This window comes from Streptomyces sp. NBC_01689, assembly GCF_036250675.1.
Lineage (GTDB): Bacteria > Actinomycetota > Actinomycetes > Streptomycetales > Streptomycetaceae > Streptomyces.
Window position 1 is genome coordinate 4,634,569 of the sequence record NZ_CP109592.1, and the last position, 19,192, is coordinate 4,653,760.

General features: G+C 71.4%; 17 protein-coding genes. 4 read left to right on the forward strand and 13 right to left on the reverse strand.

The window, feature by feature from the left end; translation table 11 throughout:
* The first annotated feature begins 24 nt into the window (after positions 1–24).
* Together cseB and cseC are read left to right on the forward strand one after the other, a co-directional pair.
* Positions 25–735 (forward strand): two-component system response regulator CseB, encoded by a 711-nt coding sequence (gene cseB, locus OG776_RS19685; RefSeq protein WP_148012282.1) that lies wholly within the window; start codon positions 25–27, stop codon positions 733–735.
* A 319-nt stretch (positions 736–1,054) separates the two neighbouring features.
* Complete coding sequence (gene cseC / locus OG776_RS19690) at positions 1,055–2,347, forward strand: two-component system sensor histidine kinase CseC (protein WP_187285869.1); 1,293 nt, start codon at positions 1,055–1,057, stop codon at positions 2,345–2,347.
* Between the two features lie 162 nt (positions 2,348–2,509).
* On the opposite strand, the gene OG776_RS19695 is transcribed toward cseC, so the two are convergent.
* The gene (locus OG776_RS19695) at positions 2,510–4,090 is read right to left on the reverse strand and encodes an MDR family MFS transporter (RefSeq protein WP_148012283.1); all 1,581 of its coding nucleotides are present in this window, start codon (positions 4,088–4,090) and stop codon (positions 2,510–2,512) included.
* 215 nt (positions 4,091–4,305) lie between these two features.
* On the opposite strand from OG776_RS19695, the gene OG776_RS19700 reads away from it, so the two are divergent.
* Positions 4,306–4,890, forward strand: coding sequence for a TetR/AcrR family transcriptional regulator (locus tag OG776_RS19700; protein WP_148012432.1), 585 nt, complete (start codon positions 4,306–4,308; stop codon positions 4,888–4,890).
* A gap of 34 nt (positions 4,891–4,924) precedes the next feature.
* On the opposite strand, the gene OG776_RS19705 is transcribed toward OG776_RS19700, so the two are convergent.
* Together OG776_RS19705 and OG776_RS19710 are read right to left on the reverse strand one after the other, a co-directional pair.
* Positions 4,925–5,572, reverse strand: a complete 648-nt coding sequence (locus tag OG776_RS19705) for a M23 family metallopeptidase (RefSeq protein WP_148012284.1) — start codon at positions 5,570–5,572, stop codon at positions 4,925–4,927.
* Between the two features lie 1,436 nt (positions 5,573–7,008).
* Complete coding sequence (locus OG776_RS19710; protein ID WP_148012285.1) at positions 7,009–9,534, reverse strand: ATP-dependent Clp protease ATP-binding subunit; 2,526 nt, start codon at positions 9,532–9,534, stop codon at positions 7,009–7,011.
* A gap of 430 nt (positions 9,535–9,964) precedes the next feature.
* Here OG776_RS19710 and OG776_RS19715 point away from each other — a divergent pair, with 430 nt between their 5' ends.
* Entirely contained in the window at positions 9,965–10,708 is a 744-nt protein-coding gene (locus tag OG776_RS19715) for an SCO3374 family protein (RefSeq protein WP_148012286.1), read from the forward strand.
* Here the strand turns inward: OG776_RS19715 and OG776_RS19720 are convergent.
* From OG776_RS19720 to OG776_RS19765, 10 genes are all read right to left on the reverse strand, one after another.
* Positions 10,687–11,022, reverse strand: coding sequence for a histone-like nucleoid-structuring protein Lsr2 (locus tag OG776_RS19720; RefSeq protein ID WP_148012287.1), 336 nt, complete (start codon positions 11,020–11,022; stop codon positions 10,687–10,689). The genes OG776_RS19715 and OG776_RS19720 overlap by 22 nt on opposite strands.
* Positions 11,023–11,248: 226 nt before the next feature.
* Complete coding sequence (locus OG776_RS19725) at positions 11,249–11,806, reverse strand: amino-acid N-acetyltransferase (protein WP_148012288.1); 558 nt, start codon at positions 11,804–11,806, stop codon at positions 11,249–11,251.
* Positions 11,807–11,815: 9 nt separating this feature from the next.
* Entirely contained in the window at positions 11,816–12,343 is a 528-nt protein-coding gene (locus OG776_RS19730) for a BlaI/MecI/CopY family transcriptional regulator (RefSeq protein WP_410093263.1), read from the reverse strand.
* A gap of 145 nt (positions 12,344–12,488) precedes the next feature.
* Positions 12,489–12,668, reverse strand: coding sequence for a hypothetical protein (locus tag OG776_RS19735; protein ID WP_148012289.1), 180 nt, complete (start codon positions 12,666–12,668; stop codon positions 12,489–12,491).
* A gap of 13 nt (positions 12,669–12,681) precedes the next feature.
* Positions 12,682–13,305 carry a hypothetical protein gene (locus OG776_RS19740; RefSeq protein ID WP_148012434.1) on the reverse strand — a complete coding sequence of 208 codons (624 nt, stop codon included), beginning with the start codon at positions 13,303–13,305 and terminating at the stop codon, positions 12,682–12,684.
* 256 nt (positions 13,306–13,561) lie between these two features.
* Complete coding sequence (locus tag OG776_RS19745) at positions 13,562–14,359, reverse strand: type III pantothenate kinase (protein WP_148012290.1); 798 nt, start codon at positions 14,357–14,359, stop codon at positions 13,562–13,564.
* Between the two features lie 5 nt (positions 14,360–14,364).
* The gene (nadC, locus tag OG776_RS19750) at positions 14,365–15,381 is read right to left on the reverse strand and encodes a carboxylating nicotinate-nucleotide diphosphorylase (protein WP_148012291.1); all 1,017 of its coding nucleotides are present in this window, start codon (positions 15,379–15,381) and stop codon (positions 14,365–14,367) included.
* Between the two features lie 5 nt (positions 15,382–15,386).
* Positions 15,387–17,186: an L-aspartate oxidase gene (locus tag OG776_RS19755; protein WP_329321925.1), complete on the reverse strand. Its 1,800-nt coding sequence runs from the start codon at positions 17,184–17,186 to the stop codon at positions 15,387–15,389.
* Positions 17,183–18,172 carry a pantoate--beta-alanine ligase gene (panC, locus tag OG776_RS19760; RefSeq protein ID WP_148012292.1) on the reverse strand — a complete coding sequence of 330 codons (990 nt, stop codon included), beginning with the start codon at positions 18,170–18,172 and terminating at the stop codon, positions 17,183–17,185. The genes OG776_RS19755 and panC overlap by 4 nt, the downstream gene beginning before the upstream one ends.
* On the reverse strand, positions 18,169–19,101 hold the full coding sequence (locus tag OG776_RS19765; RefSeq protein WP_148012293.1) for a Rossmann-like and DUF2520 domain-containing protein: 933 nt from the start codon (positions 19,099–19,101) through the stop codon (positions 18,169–18,171). Before OG776_RS19765 ends, panC begins: the two co-directional genes overlap by 4 nt.
* Positions 19,102–19,192 lie beyond the last annotated feature (91 nt).

Genomic DNA, 19,192 nt, shown 5'->3' on the forward strand with positions numbered 1-19,192 from the left:
AGACGGAGCAAACGGAGCAGCCGGATGGCAGACCAGACCCACGTCCTCTTCGTGGAGGACGACGATGTGATCCGCGAGGCCACACAACTCGCGCTGGAGCGCGACGGCTTCGCGGTCACGGCCATGCCCGACGGCCTGTCGGGGCTGGAGGCGTTCCGGGCGGACCGCCCCGACATCGCGCTGCTGGACGTCATGCTCCCCGGTCTGGACGGCGTCAGCCTCTGCCGTCGCATCCGCGACGAGTCCACGGTCCCCGTGATCATGGTGTCGGCGCGGGCCGACTCCATCGACGTCGTCCTCGGCCTCGAGGCGGGCGCCGACGACTACGTGACCAAACCCTTCGACGGGGCCGTACTGGTCGCCCGCATCCGCGCGGTGCTGCGGAGGTTCGGGCACGCGAGCGGCGCGAACGGGGGGACGGACGCGCCCTCGCCGGTCGACGGCGGCCTGCTCTCCTTCGGGGACGGTGAGCTGGAGATCGACACCGAGGGCATGGAGGTGCTCAAGGGCGGGGTGCCGGTCGCGCTGACCCCCACCGAGATGCGGCTGCTGCTGGAGTTCTCGTCCGCGCCGGGCACGGTGCTGAGCCGCGACAAGCTGCTCGAACGGGTGTGGGACTACGGCTGGGGCGGTGACACCCGCGTCGTCGACGTCCATGTCCAGCGGCTGCGGACGAAGATCGGCCAGGACCGGATCGAGACGGTCCGCGGTTTCGGCTACAAGTTGAAGGCCTGAGCGGGATATGCGGGGGAAGTTCCAGCGCCGGGAGCCGGCGGGCGACGGCGGACCGGTCACCGGCTCCGGTGACCTCGGCCGACCGGGCGGCGCGCACGTCCCGTGGGACGGCGGCCGGCCCGCCGGGCCGGGTGAGGTGTCCCTCCGCGGCGTCGGTGGCGGTGCCGGGCAGGGCGTGACCGGTGGCCGGACGGGGGCTGCCGGTCGTGGGTCCGGCGGGTTCACCGACGGTGCGCGCCGGGGCACGGAAACGGGTGCGGGTGCGGGTGCCGGGAGAGCCGGCCGCGGTGGCCGGTTCGCCGAGGCCGGGCTCACCGGTATGCGCACCGGGATCCGCTGGAAGCTGAGCGCCGCCATCGCCCTGGTCGGCGCCCTCGTCGCGGTCGCGCTGAGCCTCGTCGTGCACAACGCGGCACGCGTCTCGATGCTCGACAACTCGCGTGACCTGGCGGACGAGCGGATCCAGGTCGCCCAGCGCATGTACGAGTCCGGCCGCACCCAGTCCTTCGGGGTCAAGGTCGACGACCCGACGATCCCGGGGGACCTGCTGGCCAAGGTAGAACAGGGCCGCCGGGCCACCTACGTGGCGGACCGCCCCAACGGCGTGCCGGACATATGGGCGGCCGTCCCTCTCAAGGACGGCCGCGTCCTCTCGCTCCACACCGGGTTCACGGACCGCAACACCGACGTCATGAAGGACCTCGACCAGGCACTGATCATCGGTTCGATCGCGGTCGTCTTCGGCGGCAGCGCCCTCGGCGTGCTGATCGGCGGTCAGTTGTCGCGCCGGCTGCGCAAGGCCGCGGCCGCCGCGAACCAGGTCGCCAAGGGTGACACCGACGTCCGGGTACGGGAGGCGATCGGCGGGGTCGTGCGCGACGAGACCGACGATCTGGCGCGGGCGGTGGACGCCATGGCGGACGCGCTCCAGCAGCGCATCGAGGCCGAGCGCCGGGTGACCGCCGACATCGCGCACGAGCTGCGCACACCGGTCACGGGACTGCTGACCGCGGCCGAACTGCTGCCCCCCGGCCGCCCCACGGAGCTCGTCCGGGACCGGGCGCAGGCCATGCGCACGCTCGTCGAGGACGTCCTGGAGGTGGCCCGGCTTGACGGTGCCTCCGAGCGGGCCGAGTTGCAGGACATCATGCTCGGCGAGTTCGTCGCGCGCCGGGTGGCCGCCAAGGACCCCGACATCGACGTACGCGTGATCCACGAGTCGGAGGTCACCACCGATCCGCGGCGCCTGGAACGGGTTCTGTTCAACCTGCTGGCCAACGCGGCACGGCACGGCAAGCCGCCGATCGAGGTCTCCGTGGAGGGCCGCGTCATCCGTGTCCGCGACCACGGTCCCGGGTTCCCCGAGGAACTCCTCGCCGACGGCCCCAGCCGCTTCCGCACCGGCAGCAGCGACCGTTCGGGCCACGGCCACGGGCTGGGTCTGACCATCGCGGCGGGTCAGGCGCGGGTGCTCGGCGCGCGGCTGACCTTCCGCAACATCCGGCCCGCCGGCGCCCCGGTGCACGTGGCCGCGGAGGGCGCGGTCGCGGTGCTGTGGCTGCCGGAGCACGCACCCACGAACACGGGCAGCTTCCCTCTGCTGCCGGCGTGAGGAACGGGGTCGTGGGCCGGCGGGCGCGTGTGCGGGGGAACTTACGGGCCCACGGGCCCACGGACTGTGAACGACCTGCGTGACCTACGGGCCGTGAACGACCCGCGGCACAGGAGAAGGCCCCCGGGGCGGACACGCCGGGGGCCTTCGGAACGAGCGGGATCAGACGGTTTCCGCCAGGGTCTGCACCGGCGGCGCGGCGTCGGCCTCGGCCGACTTGCCGGGCGCTCCGGCGCCCCGCAGCGGGACCTCCTTCACGAACACCGCCGCGACCAGGGCGCCCAGGGCCACCACGGAGCCCAGCAGGAACGCGGAGTGCGTGCCGGAGGACACCGCGAACTGGTAGGCCTCACGCGCCGCGGCCGGCAGCTTGGCGAGGCTGGCCGCGTCGAGCTGCGCGGACTGCTCGGTCATCTTGGAGCCCAGCGCCCCGGCCCGCTCCGCCATCACGTCCTGGACGCGGTGGTTGAAGAGCGCGCCCATGATCGCGACGCCGAAGGACGAGCCGAGCGTACGGAAGAGGGTCGTCGACGAGGACGCGACGCCCATGTCCTTCATCTCGACGCTGTTCTGTGCCACCAGCATCGTGATCTGCATCAGGCAGCCCATGCCCAGGCCGAGCACGGCCATGTAGAGGCCCGAGGTCAGCCGGGTGGTCTCGGTGTCCATCCGCGAGAGCAGGAACAGGCCCACCGCCATCAGCACGCTGCCGACGACCGGGAACGCCTTGTAGCGGCCGCTGCTGGTGGTGACCCGTCCGGCGACCATCGAGGTGACCAGCATCGCGCCGAGCATCGGCAGGAGCAGCAGGCCGGAGTTGGTCGCGGACGCGCCCTGCACCGACTGCTGGTACAGCGGAAGGAAGAGCACCGCGCCGAACATCACGAAGCCGGTGATGAAGCCGATGACGGACATCAGCGTGAAGTTGCGGTTGCGGAAGATGTGCAGCGGCAGGATCGGCGACGCGGCCTTGGTCTGCACGAAGACGAAGCCGACGAGCGCCGCGACCCCGATGCCGATGAGCTCCATGATCCGGGCGGAGCCCCAGGCGTACTCGCTGCCGCCCCAGGTGGTGACGAGCACGATGGACGAGATGCCGATGGTCAGCAGCCCCGCACCGAGATAGTCGATCTTCGCCTCGACCCGCTTCTTCGGCAGGTGCAGCACGGCGCTGACGGCCAGCAGCGCGACGATGCCGAGCGGCAGGTTGATGTAGAAGGACCAGCGCCAGCCCCAGTGGTCCGTGATGGAGCCGCCGACCAGCGGTCCGGCGATCATGGCGAGCGCCATGATGCCCGCCATCATGCCCTGGTACTTGCCCCGCTCACGGGGCGGGATGAGGTCTCCGATGATCGCCATGACACCGACCATCAGGCCGCCCGCGCCGAGACCCTGGACGGCACGGAAGCCGATCAGCTGTCCCATGTCCTGTGCCATGCCGCTGAGCGCGGAACCGACGAGGAAGATCACGATCGAGGTCATGAAGGCGCCCTTGCGCCCGTACATGTCGCCGAGCTTGCCCCAGATCGGGGTCGACGCGGCGGTCGCGAGCGTGTACGCGGTGACGACCCAGGACAGGTGCTCCAGACCGCCGAGCTCGCCGACGATCGTCGGCATCGCCGTGCCCACGATCATGTTGTCGAGCATGGCGAGGAGCATCGCGATCATGAGCGCGAGCAGCACGACCCGTACGCTGCGAGGTTGCTTCTCGGTCTCTACGACCGCTTCCGTGTTGTCCGCCATCATTCCCACTCCCCTGGGTCCCGCTGGACGCCCGCTGGTGTCGGGGCGACTGCCCCCGGCTTGCCACTTACTTGCCGACCGGCAAGTTGACTACACTGAGGGAAAGTAGACCCCTAACTAGCCGGGCGTCAAGTAAGTTTTCCTGGATTTGCCCGCGGGGCGGCACGTACGTTTTCTCAAGGAGTGCGAGGAGTACGACGATGGGCGGCGACACCATGGACGGCACCAAGCGACAGCGCCGCGGGGACACCCGCCAGCGCATCCAGGACGTGGCCCTCGAACTCTTCTCCGAGCACGGCTACGAGAAGACCTCGCTGCGCGAGATCGCGGAGCACCTGGACGTCACCAAGGCGGCGCTGTACTACCACTTCAAGACCAAGGAAGACATCCTCAAGAGCCTCTTCCAAGATCTGTCCAGGCCCATGGACGAGCTGATCGAGTGGGGGCGGCAGCAGCCGCGCACGCTGGCGACGAAGCAGGAGATCCTGCACCGCTACAGCAACGCCCTCGCGGACGCGGCCCCGCTCTTCCGCTTCATGCAGGAGAACCAGGCCGCCGTCCGTGAGCTGCGCACCGGCGAGGACTTCAAGGACCGCATGCTCCGCATGATCGATCTGCTCAAGGAGCCGGACGCGGACCTGACGAACCAGGTCCGCTGCATCAGCGCGCTGTTCTCGATGCACGCGGGGATGTTCATGCTGAAGGACGTCGAAGGCGACCCCGAGGAGAAGCGCAAGGCCATCCTGGAGGTCGCCGTCGATCTGGTGACGCAGGCGCACAGCGGGCCTGTCGCCCCGTGAACCGTCACGCCTTCGAGGTCACACCCGGGGGTGCTTAGACCGTCACACCCTTGGAGCGCAGGAACGCGACCGGGTCGACGGCCGAGCCGTAGTTCGGGGTCGTACGGATCTCGAAGTGCAGGTGCGGCCCGCTGGAGTTCCCGGTGTTGCCCGACAGCGCTATGTGCTGACCGGTGGCGACGACCTGGCCTATCCGTACGTCGATACGGGAGAGGTGGGCGTACTGCGAGTACACGCCGTTGGCGTGCTTGATGACGATGGCGTTGCCGTACGCGGGACCGTCACCGGCGCCGTTGCCGCCGGCCTTGACGACCGTGCCGCCGTGCGCGGCGGACACGTCGGTGCCCTGCGGGACCGCGAAGTCCTGGCCGGAGTGCTTGTGGGCCCACATGCCGCCGGCCTGGTTGAAGGTGGCGGACAGGGTGTACTTCTTCACCGGGTCGATCCAGGACGCGGCCTTCTTGGCGGCGGCGTGCTCGGTCTTCGCGGCGGCCTTGGCCTGGGCGGCGGCCTGGGTCTGCAGGACACCGGCCGTCGTGCTGGTCGCGGCGCTGTCCAGGGTGCTGGCGGACGCGATCCCGGCGCCCAGCACGACCGAGGCACCCACCGAGGCGGCGAGGACGGCCGTCCGGCTACGCAGCAGGGACGTACGGGACTGACGGGACGTGACACGCTTCGACATCTGAACCTCGTGGAGACGGGGACGGGGGGCTTGAACCCATCCGGAGCACGGTCGCTGCCGGAGGGGGCCATCCCTTGGTAACCCGGACCCCGGCGAATCCCCAAAGCCCCCTTCTACGACGCTAGGTCGTACTTGACCCCGAAACGACCGACTCCTTGACAGACGCTACGTCCTGGCATGATTCGTCCGTTTTCTACGGAAGAAGTGAGGTTTAACCCCACTTCCGGCCCCGTACGACACGGCGGGAGCGGCCTCCCGGCGCGCCGCCACACCCACCCCTCGGACCCCTGTGGGAGCCCAACCCGAAAAGTCCGTTTTGCCCCCATGGACTTCTCCACTAACCTCCCTAGTACGGGACAAATCGCCTGTGCGTCATGTCACCGCGGAGGCACCTGCGGAGCCTTGCCCGCCCCCTCTCCCGACCTCCCGCGCACCTCCGTTCCGAGGCGGTCAGGGCACCCGGCGGGGGCGGTGGGGAGGGGTGTTTTCGCACGGGACGTGCACCGGGGCACACACTCCGCGCACGGTGCCCGCCTCGCGTGCGGGCCGTGGCCACGCGGGGCCGACGGGTCGCGCACGCTTCCGTGTGGGGCTCGCGCGGGCGCGGTTCCGCACACGAACCTGGCCGGGCGCCGCGCAGCCTCGCGCGCGGACGGCAGGGGCTCCGGCGGAGGCCGATCGTCGCCCGCACCGCCGCCGCGGTCGCCCGTCGAGGACATCGGCCCGCCACCGCCCGCGACCGCGCCGCTCACCGTGGAGCACGGGGCGCCGAAGTACCCCGTCCGGCACCCGACCACCGGGTGCCGAACTCCCCTCTCGGCGCCTGGCCGCCGGCCGCCTGTTCCCGCGAGGAGACCGCCGCGGGCCAGGAGCACCCCGGAAAGTACGGCGCCCGCGCCCACGAGACGCTGCACGCGCGGGCCCATGGACCCGCCCGGCGCCTGGCCGCCGGCCGCCTGTTCCGGCGAGGGGACCGCAGCGGTCGAGGAGCACCTCGGGGAGCGCGGCGCCCGCGCCGACGAGACGCTGCACGCGCGGGCCGTCGACCCGCCCCGCCCAGCACACGGCCGCCGCGTGCCGAAGGCCCGCCCGGCGCCTGGCCGCCGGCCGCCTGCTCCGGCGAGGGGACCGCCGCGGACCAGGAGCACCTCGGGGAGCGCGGCGCCCGCGCCGACGAGACGCTGCACGCGCGGGCCGTCGACCCGCCCCGCCCCGCCGCGCCGCCTCCCGCAGGGTCGCGCCCGGACGCGGGCACTCCACCCAGCGGCGTGACGCATGCGCCATGCCTCGGCGTCGCGCCGCCTCGCACCACGTCACACACGGCCGCCCGCCGATCCGGGGCCGGGACACGGGCCCGAACGGCACGCGAAAGGGGCTGCCCCGGGACCGAAGTCCCGGGGCAGCCCCTTCTCTTGTACCGCGGCGAGCCCGGAGGGCTACGCCTCCTTGCTCAGGTTGGGACCGGCCCCACCCGCGGCCTGCTCGATCGGCGGGACGTCGGGCAGTGCCGACTTCTCCTCACCGCGGAAGGTGAAGGTCGCGGTGTCGCCCTCGCCCTCCGTGTCGACGACCACGATGTGCCCGGGACGCAGCTCGCCGAAGAGGATCTTCTCCGACAGCGTGTCCTCGATCTCGCGCTGGATCGTGCGACGCAGCGGCCGCGCGCCCAGGACGGGGTCGTACCCCTTCTTGGACAGCAGTTCCTTGGCGGACTGGGAGAGCTCGATGCCCATGTCCCGGTCCTTGAGGCGCTCGTCCACCTTGCCGACCATCAGGTCGACGATCTTGAGGATGTCGTCCTGCGTCAGCTGCGGGAAGACGACCACGTCGTCGACGCGGTTGAGGAACTCGGGACGGAAGTGCTGCTTGAGCTCGTCCGACACCTTGTTCTTCATGCGCTCGTAGTTGGACTTCGTGTCACCCGTGGCCGCGAAGCCCAGGTTGAAGCCCTTCGAGATGTCCCGCGTGCCGAGGTTGGTCGTCATGATGATGACCGTGTTCTTGAAGTCCACGACCCGGCCCTGGGAGTCGGTCAGACGACCGTCCTCCAGGATCTGCAGCAGCGAGTTGAAGATGTCCGGGTGGGCCTTCTCGACCTCGTCGAAGAGGACGACCGAGAACGGCTTGCGGCGCACCTTCTCCGTCAGCTGGCCGCCCTCCTCGTAGCCCACGTAACCGGGGGGCGAACCGAAGAGACGCGACACCGTGTGCTTCTCGCTGAACTCCGACATGTCGAGGGAGATCAGCGCGTCCTCGTCACCGAAGAGGAACTCGGCGAGGGCCTTGGAGAGCTCGGTCTTACCGACACCGGACGGGCCCGCGAAGATGAACGAGCCACCCGGACGCTTCGGGTCCTTCAGACCGGCCCGGGTACGGCGGATCGCCTTGGAGAGCGCCTTGACGGCGTCCTTCTGGCCGATCACCCGCTTGTGGAGCTCGTCCTCCATGCGCAGCAGGCGGCTCGACTCCTCCTCGGTCAGCTTGAAGACCGGGATGCCCGTGGCGGTCGCGAGGACCTCGGCGATCAGCTCGCCGTCGACCTCGGCCACGACGTCCATGTCGCCGGCCTTCCACTCCTTCTCCCGCTTGGTCTTCGCCGCCAGCAGCTGCTTCTCCTTGTCACGGAGAGAGGCCGCCTTCTCGAAGTCCTGGGAGTCGATGGCCGACTCCTTGTCGCGACGGACGCCCGCGATCTTCTCGTCGAACTCGCGGAGGTCCGGCGGTGCGGTCATCCGGCGGATGCGCATCCGGGAGCCCGCCTCGTCGATCAGGTCGATCGCCTTGTCCGGCAGGAAGCGGTCCGAGATGTACCGGTCGGCCAGGGTGGCGGCCTGGACCAGTGCCTCGTCGGTGATGGAGACGCGGTGGTGCGCCTCGTAGCGGTCGCGCAGGCCCTTGAGGATCTCGATCGTGTGGGGGAGGGAAGGCTCCGCCACCTGGATCGGCTGGAAGCGGCGCTCGAGGGCCGCGTCCTTCTCGAGGTGCTTGCGGTACTCGTCCAACGTGGTCGCACCGATGGTCTGGAGCTCACCGCGGGCCAGCATCGGCTTCAGGATCGAGGCCGCGTCGATGGCGCCCTCGGCGGCACCCGCGCCGACGAGCGTGTGCAGCTCGTCGATGAACAGGATGATGTCGCCGCGGGTGCGGATCTCCTTGAGGACCTTCTTCAGGCGCTCCTCGAAGTCACCGCGGTAGCGGGAGCCGGCGACCAGCGCGCCGAGGTCCAGGGTGTAGAGGTGCTTGTCCTTGAGGGTCTCGGGCACCTCTCCCTTGACGATGGCCTGCGCCAGGCCCTCGACGACGGCGGTCTTGCCGACGCCGGGCTCACCGATCAGGACCGGGTTGTTCTTGGTCCTGCGGGAGAGCACCTGCATGACCCGCTCGATCTCCTTCTCGCGCCCGATGACCGGGTCGAGCTTGGACTCACGAGCGGCCTGGGTGAGGTTCCGGCCGAACTGGTCGAGGACCAGGGACGTGGAGGGGGTGCCCTCGGCAGGACCGCCGGCGGTGGCGGTCTCCTTGCCCTGGTAACCGGAGAGCAGCTGGATGACCTGCTGCCGCACCCGGTTGAGATCGGCGCCCAGCTTGACCAGGACCTGGGCGGCGACGCCCTCGCCCTCACGGATCAGGCCGAGCAGGATGTGCTCCGTGCCGATGTAGTTGTGGCCCAGCTGAAGGGCCTCGCGGAGCGAGAGCTCCAGGACCTTCTTGGCACGGGGGGTGAAGGGGATGTGCCCGGACGGGGCCTGCTGCCCCTGCCCGATGATCTCCTCCACCTGCTGGCGGACCGCCTCGAGCGAAATCCCGAGGCTCTCCAGGGCCTTAGCGGCGACACCCTCACCCTCGTGGATCAGGCCCAGGAGGATGTGCTCGGTGCCGATGTAGTTGTGGTTGAGCATCCGGGCTTCTTCCTGAGCCAGGACGACAACCCGCCGCGCGCGGTCGGTGAACCTCTCGAACATCGTTAATCGCTCCTCAGAGCGGTCAGGCAGTAAGGGGACGCTCCCCTCCCTGTCCTTCCGCAGCTTAGTCCCGCAAGCGGGGACCGCTCATTCCAACTGCCGACACCGTCCTTGGCCTCCTGACCCCGAACGCCGACATCTGCTCCAACCTGATGGTGCGAGACGATGTTCCCGCAGGCCAGGCAGATACCCTCATGAGCTGTACGCCGATGGCGAACGTGAGGTGCCCAGGCTCTGCGTGTCGCCCCTCCCACTAGGGATGTCTTACCCGTACGCACTGACACTCCATGCGGCGCGCACGGGTTCCCTCCGCTACGGGCGAACATCGTTGCGCCGCCGATCGTCCCCGCACGCCCCCCGGTTCGGCACTCTGCGCTCATCACGAAACACCCAGCGTAACTCTGGAGCCCTTCCGTCGGTTGCTCCTGTCATGGTTCCCACTGTCCCCCTTCCTCGCCGCCCGCTCGACCCGAGCGACCGGACGCGGCGGTGGTACGAGACCGAACTGGGCTGGACGACGGTGCCCGGCGCACCGGTGCGACTGGCCACCGGAATGCGCTTCGACGTGCTGGAAGTCCCTGCGGAGGCGGGATTCGCGGCGCTGCGGCACCTGGGCCCGACGTCTCCGGTGGCCTTGCACAGAAACCTGCCGGAACGGCGTGGTGGTCCAGGGGGTTCAGGGGTGTCCCAGGTATCCGGGGCGTCCGGGGTTTCCGGGTGGCGGGGTTCCGCGGATTCCGGCGGTTCCGGGGGCCGCCCGGGGGACGCGGCGGCCGGATCCGGGGGCCGGCCCGGGCGGCGCGGGGCACGGATGCGGCTGCTGGTGGCCGAGGGGAGCGCGGAGGAGCTGCCGGGGCTGCTCGACTGGCTGGAGTGGGGCACCGTCCCGCTGGATCTCACGGCGATCGGCGCGGGCGGGAGCATCGGGGCTCCGCTGCCGCCGGGGATGCCCGAAGGACCGCTTCGAGCGGGAGCGCCCGGTCCGCAGGGGGCCGCCGTCTGGCTGCGGCCCCCTGAGCCGGGGTGCGAGGTGGAACCCTCGCTGCCGACCCTGTCGGCCATGGGGGGCGGTGGGGGCGCCCCCGATCTCGTACGGCTCGTGGAGACGATGGCGACCCACTGCCACCGCATCCGGCTGCGGCGCGCGTGCGCTCAGCCGTTGGCGTTCTCGTAGGCCTCGCGAATTTGCGCGGGAACGCGGCCACGGTCGTTGACCTCGTAACCGTTCTCCTTCGCCCACGCGCGGATCTGCGCGGTGTCCTGGCTGCCACCGGAAGCGGCGCGGGTCTTTCCGCGTCCGCCCGAAGCGCGGCCACCGGTACGACGCCCGCCCTTCACGTAGGCGTCGAGAAGACCACGCAGCTTGTCCGCATTGGCGGTCGTGAGATCGATCTCGTAGGTCTTGCCGTCCAACGCGAACGTCACGGTCTCGTCCGCCTCGCCACCGTCGAGGTCGTCGACAAGAAGGACCTGAACCTTCTGTGCCACCGGATTTCCTTTCATCGATAACGTGAGGGCCGAGGACCGCGGCGTCGGCCGCCGTTTCGCGTCCCCTGTTATATGCAGTACTGCAGTACGTCGGAAAGCAAACCGCTTTTGCTGGAAAAACACAAACCCCTGGCGGAGACTCGGGGGCCGCTGGAAGCCCGGAAACGTGCGCGTTTCGGACATAGGGAACGCGGGCAAGGCGGTCCGGCGGAATAGTGGCCGGCGATCACAGATGCAGAAGCATCCGGCTGTTGCCCAAGGTGTTCGGTTTCACTCGTTCGAGGCCGAGGAACTCCGCGACGCCCTCGTCATAGGAACGCAGCAGCTCGGCGTACACATCGGTGTCGACCGGCGTCTCACCGATCTCCACGAAGCCGTGCTTCGCGAAGAAGTCCACTTCGAAGGTGAGACAGAAAACGCGGCGAACGCCGAGCCAGCGGGCGGTGTGCAGCAACTTCTCCAGCAACTGATGACCGACTCCCGCGCCCTTGACCGCGGGGTTCACCGCGAGAGTGCGCACTTCCGCGAGGTCTTCCCACATCACGTGCAGCGCTCCGCAGCCGACGACCTCGGCGTTGTCGTCGCGTTCGGCCACCCAGAACTCCTGGATGTCCTCGTAAAGCGTCACCGTGGCTTTGTCGAGCAGGATGCGCTGTCGGACGTTCGCGTCGAGGAGGCGGCGCACCGCCGGGACATCGCCGGTCCTGGCCCGCCGGACGGTGATGGCTTTCGCGGTGTCTCCGGGATGCGGCGCGGGCCGCCGCGCCGGATGCTCTGCTGGCATGAGCGGACGCTATCGCCCGGTGCCGTCGGGGTCCGCGGCGGGGTTCTCGCCGCCCGGCTTCTCACCCGCGTTCCCGGCCCGGTTCTCGCCGCCCGGCTTCTCCGCCGCGTTCTCGTCCGGCTTCGCGGGCGACTTCTCGTCGCGCTTCTCGTCGCGCTTCTCACCGGAAGCTTCCGGAGGCGCCGGTGTTTCGGCATCGGCCGGGCCTTCTTCGGGACCCTGCACGATACGCATGGCGTCGCGCAGCGCATGACGCTGTTCCTGGCTCATCATGCCGAAGAAGGCGACGAGAGCCGCCGCGGGGTTGTCACTCTGGGACCATGCGTCGTTCATGAGGGCCGCGGAGTAGGCGGCACGCGTGGACACCGCCTCATATCGATAGGCCCGGCCTTCCGCCTCACGGCGCACCCAGCCCTTCTGATGGAGATTGTCCAAAACGGTCATCACCGTGGTGTACGCGATGGACCGTTCCTGCTGAAGGTCTTCCAGGACTTCTCGAACGGTCACCGGGCGGTTCCACTTCCACACCCGCGTCATGACCGAGTCTTCGAGTTCTCCCAATGGGCGAGGCACAGCTCAGAACAATAGTGGGAGATCGGCAACAAAAAGGGCGTACGACTCGAAAAACGTATGAGTCGTACGCCGATCCGTCCGCGGACGGGGCCCAGGAGGGGCCGGTCGCTCAGGCCTCGGAGTCCCGGGAGGCCTGGCGGGCGCCGTCCGCGCGCGCGAGGGCGGCGTCGACGACCGCGTCCTCCTTGGACTTGTTGGCACCGCCCTGGGTCTTGACGATCGTCACGATCAGCCCGATGAAGAACACGGCCATCACTACGGGGGGCACGAGCGCGGAGACATAGTCCATGCCTCCAGAGTAGCTAGCCCGCCGCGAGCTGCTGAGGGGGGTTCACCGGTGGCGGCACCGGCTTGCGCCGGGGCGGGAAGACCTCGCCCGGCGTGGGGATCGGCCGGTCGGGGCGCGGGCCCCTGCCCGGAGGGTTCGGTTTCGGGTCGGCGGCGGGCCGGTCCGCCGGTTTGCGGACCGGCTCGTCGGGGCCCCCGTGCGGCGCCAGGCCTCCCCGCAGCGCGGTCAGGCGGGTACGGGACGCCGGAACCGTGGGAGTGCCCGTGCGGCTCGCCAGGCGGGCCGCGACGTCCCGTTCGGCGAGGTCGCAGCAGCGCTCCAGGAGGGCGGCCGCGGCGGGGGTGCCGCGCAGGGCGCGCAGGGCGGCGAGATCGTCCGGATTCGGCCGGTAGCCGGTGGCCAGGGCTTCCTCCAGGAGGACGAGGTAGCCGGCGGCCGTGCCGGGCAGCGCGGCCCGGTAGCGGGAGAGGTCGGCCAGCAGGAAGGCCCGGAGCCTGGCTCCCTCGCGGGCGGCCTCGTCGACGGATTCGGCGAGCCGGAGGCAGTCCTGGACGTCTTCGGCCGAGGCGGGGGCGGGATGGAGGGCGAGGGCGAGAGCGCGACGGAGCACACGCAACTCCTGCGCACCGAACGCCATGCCGCCGCGGGATCCGTAGGGCGTGGGCATGCCGTGACGATACGCGCTAATCAGACAAAATCCGCCATATCCCCCTACGCGTGTCCTGGCCCCGGCCCATCTCCCGGTGGCTCCGCCTCCCGGGCCTCCCCGCCGCGGGCTGCCGCCTCCGACCCGCGCATCGCCGGAAGGGCTCGGACCGTTCGGCCGACGACCGCACCCGCCAAAGGCTGCCGCCCCCGGGAACGGGACAGGCAGGGGCGGCCGGAGTGCCTCCTCAGGTGCGGGAGACGTTGCGTTCGTAGACCAGGCGGAGACCGATCAGCGTGAGCCACGGCTCGTGTTCGTCGATGACCGAGGACTCGCCCAGGACCATCGGCGCGAGACCGCCGGTCGCGATGACGGTGACATCGTCCGGATCCACGGCGAGCTCCCGCACCATCCGGTTGACGACGCCGTCCACCTGTCCCGCGAACCCGTAGATGATCCCGGACTGCATCGCCTCGACGGTGTTCTTGCCGATCACCGCCCGCGGCCGGGCCACCTCGATCTTGCGCAGCTGGGCCCCCTTGACCCCGAGCGCGTCGACGGAGATCTCGATGCCGGGCGCGATGACGCCGCCCACGTACTCGCCCCGGGCGCTGACCGCGTCGAACGTGGTCGCCGTGCCGAAGTCGACGACGATCGCCGGCCCCCCGTAGAGCTCGACGGCCGCGACCGCGTTGATGATGCGGTCCGCGCCGACCTCCTTCGGGTTGTCGGTGAGGATCGGCACGCCCGTCTTGACGCCGGGCTCGACCAGGACGGCCGGGACGTCGCCGTAGTAGCGGCGGGTGACCTCACGCAGTTCGTGCAGCACGGACGGGACGGTCGCGCAGATCGCGATGCCGTCGATGCCGTCGCCGAGTTCCTCGCCGAGCAGCGGGTGCATGCCCATCAGGCCCTGGAGGAGGACGGCGAGCTCGTCGGCGGTGCGGCGGGCGTCGGTGGAGATGCGCCAGTGCTCGACGATCTCCTCGCCGTCGAAGAGGCCGAGGACCGTGTGGGTGTTGCCGACGTCGATGGTGAGGAGCATGGGTGCTACTCCGCCTCGTCCGTGGAGGCCTCGCCGGCCGGCGCGTCGCGCAGGTCCAGGCCGATGTCCAGGATCGGCGAGGAGTGGGTCAGGGCGCCCACCGCGAGGAAGTCGACGCCGGTCTTCGCGTACTCCTCCGCGTTGCCGAGGGTGAGCCGGCCCGAGGCCTCCAGCAGCGCGCGGCCGGCGACCAGGGCCACCGCCTCCTCGCACTCGACGGGCGTGAAGTTGTCGAGGAGGATCAGGTCGGCGCCCGCGGCGAGGACCTCGCGCAGCTGGTGCAGCGTGTCGACCTCGACCTCGATCGCGACGTCCGGGAACGCCTCACGGACGGCCGTGAAGGCCTGCTCCACGCCGCCCGCGGCGACCACGTGGTTGTCCTTGACCAGCGCCGCGTCCGACAGCGACATGCGGTGGTTGACGCCACCGCCGCAGCGCACCGCGAACTTCTCCAGGGAGCGCAGGCCGGGGGTCGTCTTGCGGGTGTCGCGGACGCGGGTGCCGGTGCCCTCCAGGACGTCGGCCCACGCGCGCGTGGCGGTCGCGATGCCCGACAGGCGGCACAGCAGGTTCAGCGCGCTGCGCTCGGCCGTGAGCAGGTCGCGGGTGCGGGTGGTGACGCTGAGGAGCTTCTGTCCCGCCTCGACGCGGTCGCCGTCCTCGACGTGCCGCTCCACCTCGAACTCGTCGGTGCAGACGACGGAGACGACCGCCTCGGCGATCCGCAGGCCCGCGACGACGCCCGCGTCCCGGGCGGTGAAGTCCGCGGTGGAGACCGCGTCCTCGGGAATGGTCGCGACGGTCGTCACGTCCACGCCGTTGTCGAGATCCTCCTGGATCGCGACGTTCGCGATGTCCTCGACCTCCAGCGGGTCGAGCCCGGCGTCGGCGAGGAGCTGGGCGAGCGCGGGGTCGAGGCCGCACTCCATGTACGACTCGTCGCCGTCCATGTCGGCGCCGCCACAGCCGCAGCCGTCGCCGCAGCCGCCGCTCTGGGCGAGGGGAAGGTCGGGGGTGCTCACGTCGGTCACTGCTCCTGGTCGCGGGACGTCTGCTGGGACATGGGGATCTCCCCGCTCCGGGCGGGGCCGTCCGCCGGGGGGAGGGTCGGGGGGAAGTCTGCTGTGCCGGTGGTGTGCACGGCGAGCGTGCGGTCGGGATTCAGCCGTACGACGATGTGCCGGCGCCAGTCGGTGTCGTCGCGGTCGGCGTGGTCCTCGCGCCAGTGGCAGCCGCGGGTCTCCTCGCGCCTGAGGGCCGCTTCGACCAGGACCCGCGCCACGCACAGGAGGTTGGTGGCCTCCCAGGTGTCGACGCCGGGCTCGGAGGTCTTGCCGTTCTCGTCGAGGGCGTCCCGGGCGTCGGTGTGCAGCCGCTGGAGTCGGTCGGCCGCCTGGGCCAGGGACCGGGCGGAGCGCAGGACGCCGGCGCCGTCCGTCATGATCCGCTGGATGGCGAAGCGGGACTCGGGCGCGAGCAGCGGGTGGGCGGGCCGGTCGGGGTGCGGGACCGGCTCGGGCACGCGCGCGTGGAGGCCGTCCTCGGCACGGCGGTGCGCGATGTCGGCCGCGATGCGCTCGGCGTAGACCAGTCCCTCCAGGAGGGAGTTGGAGGCGAGCCGGTTGGCGCCGTGCACGCCGGTGCACGCGACCTCGCCGCAGGCGTACAGGCCGGGCACCGTGGTGCGGCCCCGGGCGTCGGTGCGGACACCGCCGGAGGCGTAGTGGGCGGCCGGGGCGACCGGGACGGGCTCGGTCACCGGGTCGATGCCGTGCGCGCGGCAGGCGGCGAGGATGGTCGGGAAGCGGTGCTCCCACATCTCCGCGCCGAAGTGCCGGGCGTCGAGGTACATGTGCTCGGCGTCCTGCTCCTGCATGCGGCGCATGATGCCCTTGGCGACGATGTCCCGGGGCGCCAGCTCGGCCAGTTCGTGCCGGCCGAGCATGAAGCGCACGCCGTCCGCGTCGACCAGGTGGGCGCCCTCGCCGCGGACCGCCTCCGACACCAGGGGCTGCTGGCCCTCCGCGTCCGGGCCGAGGAACAGCACGGTCGGGTGGAACTGGACGAATTCGAGATCGGAGACCTCGGCGCCCGCCCGCAGCGCGAGGGCCACCCCGTCGCCGGTGGAGACGGAGGGGTTGGTGGTCGCGGAGAAGACCTGGCCCATGCCGCCGGTGGCGAGGACCACGGCGGGGGCGTGCACGGCTCCCACGCCGTCGTGCTGGCCCTCCCCCATGACGTGCAGGGTCACACCCGCGGTGCGGCCGGCGGCGTCCGTCAGGAGGTCCAGGACGAGCGCGTTCTCCACCGTGCGCAGGCCGCGCGCGCGGACCGCCTCGACGAGCGCCCGGGAGATCTCGGCGCCCGTCGCGTCGCCGCCCGCGTGCGCGATGCGGCGGCGGTGGTGGCCGCCCTCGCGGGTGAGTTCCAGGTCGCCCTCGGAGGACTCGTCGAAGTGCGCTCCGGTCGCGATGAGGCGGCGTACGGCGTCGGGGCCCTCGGTGACGAGGATGCGTACCGCGTCCTCGTCGCACAGTCCCGCGCCCGCGACCAGGGTGTCGTCGAGGTGCTGCTCGGGGGTGTCGCCCTCGCCGAGGGCCGCGGCGATGCCGCCCTGGGCCCATCGGGTGGAGCCGTCGTCCAGGCGGGCCTTGGTGACGACGACGGTCGTCAGGCCGGCTGCCTCGCAGCGCAGGGCGGCGGTCAGGCCGGCGACGCCGGACCCGACGACGACCACGTCGGCGGTGAGGGCCCAGCCGGGGGCGGGCGCGTGCAGTCGTATGCCAGTACCTGTGCCTTTACCGGTACCTGTGCCTTTGCCGGTCACGAGGCGGCTCCGAAGGTGAGGGGGATGTTGTCGATCAGGCGGGTCGTCCCGACCCGGGCGGCGACGGCGAGGACCGCCTCGCCGGTGAAGTCGTCCTGGATCTCGGTGAAGTCGGACGGATCGACCAGTGCCAGGTAGTCCAGCGCCAGCGGCGGCCGGAGGCGGGCCGCCTCGTCCAGGACGAGGCGGGCGGCGGCGCGGACACCGGACGGGCCGCCGGGCGCGGCCTTGGCCACGGCGTGCGCGTCGGCGGCGGCGCGGGACTCGCCGATCGCGCTGAGCGCCTCGGCACGCGCGCGGGTGGCGGGCACCTCGCGGGCCCGTGCGCGCAGGGCCTCCTGCGCGGCGTGCCGGTCGCGGCCGGCGAAGAGCGCCTGGGAGAGGGCGAGGGCGGTGCGCCGCTCGTCGGGGGCCAGGAAGCGGTTGCGGCTGGAGAGGGCGAGCCCGTCCTCCTCGCGCACGGTGGGCACGCCGACGATCTCCATGCCGAAGTTCAGGTCGCGGACCATACGGCGGATCAGGGCGAGCTGCTGGGCGTCCTTCTGCCCGAACAGGGCCGTGTCGGGCCGGGTGAGGTGCAGCAGCTTGGCGACGACGGTGAGCATGCCGTCGAAGTGGCCGGGGCGCGCGGCGCCCTCCAGCCGTTCGCCCATCGGCCCGGCGGAGAGCCGGACCTGGGGTTCGCCGCCCGGGTAGACCTCGTCCACCGAGGGGGCGAACACGGCGTCCGCGCCGGCCCGCCCGGCGATCTCGAGGTCGGAGTCGAGGGTGCGCGGGTAGCGGTCCAGGTCCTCGCCGGCGCCGAACTGGAGCGGGTTCACGAAGACCGTGACGACGACGTCGCCGCCCGGGCCCGCGATCCCGCGTGCCGTGCGGATCAGGGTGGCGTGGCCCTCGTGCAGGGCCCCCATGGTCATCACGACGACCCGGCGGTCGCCGCGTCCGCGCGCGTGCAGGTCGTCGGAGGTGCGCAGCAGGGCGGTCATCGGTCGCTCCCGTCGTCGGGCAGGGACGCGCCGTCGGCGAGCACGCCGAGGAGGTCCTCGGCGAGCTCCGGCTTCAGCAGTCCGTGGGCGAGGGCGCGGTCGGCGGTCGCGCGCGCCATCGCGAGATACCCGGCGACGGTCTCCGGGGCGTGCGCGCGCAACTCGGCGACGTGGGCCGCGACCGTGCCCGCGTCCCCGCGCGCGACGGGTCCGGTGAGGGCCGCGTCGCCGGATCTGAGGGCGTTGTCGAGGGCGGCGCCGAGGAGCGGGCCGAGCATCCGGTCGGGTGCCTCGACGCCCGCGGTGCGCAGCAGGTCCATGGACTCGGCGACCAGGGTCACCAGGTGGTTGGCGCCGAGCGCGAGGGCCGCGTGGTAGAGCGGCCGGGACTCCTCGGAGATCCACTCGGGCTCGCCGCCCATCTCGATCACGAGGGCCTCGGCGGCGAGGCGCAGCTCCTCGGGCGCGGTGACCCCGAAGGAGCATCCGGCCAGCCGCTGCACGTCCACCGGGGTGCCGGTGAAGGTCATGGCGGGGTGCAGCGCGAGCGGCAGGGCGCCGGCCCGGAGCGCGGGGTCGAGCACGCGTGCGCCGTACCGCCCGGAGGTGTGCACGAGCAGTTGGCCGGGCCGGACCGCGCCGGTCTCGGCGAGCCCCTCGACGAGGCCGGGCAGGGTGTCGTCCGGGACGGTCAGCAGGACCAGGTCGGAGCGCTCCAGGACCTCGGCCGGGGACATCATCGGCACGTCGGGCAGGAGCGCCGCGGCCCGTCGCCTGGAGGCGTCGGAGACCCCGGACACGGCCACCGGGTGGTGTCCGGCGAGCTGGAGGGCCGCCGCGAGGGCGGGGCCGACCCGGCCCGCGCCGACGACCCCGACGGCGAGGCGCGCGGGGCGGTCCTTCGGTTCCGGCTGTTGGAATGTACTCACTCGACGGAGGCCTTCCCGTTCCAGTCCGCGCGGGGTACCGGACGATTTCTCGTCATGTTAACGCGATTGGGGTCGGGGGCGATTTGGGAAG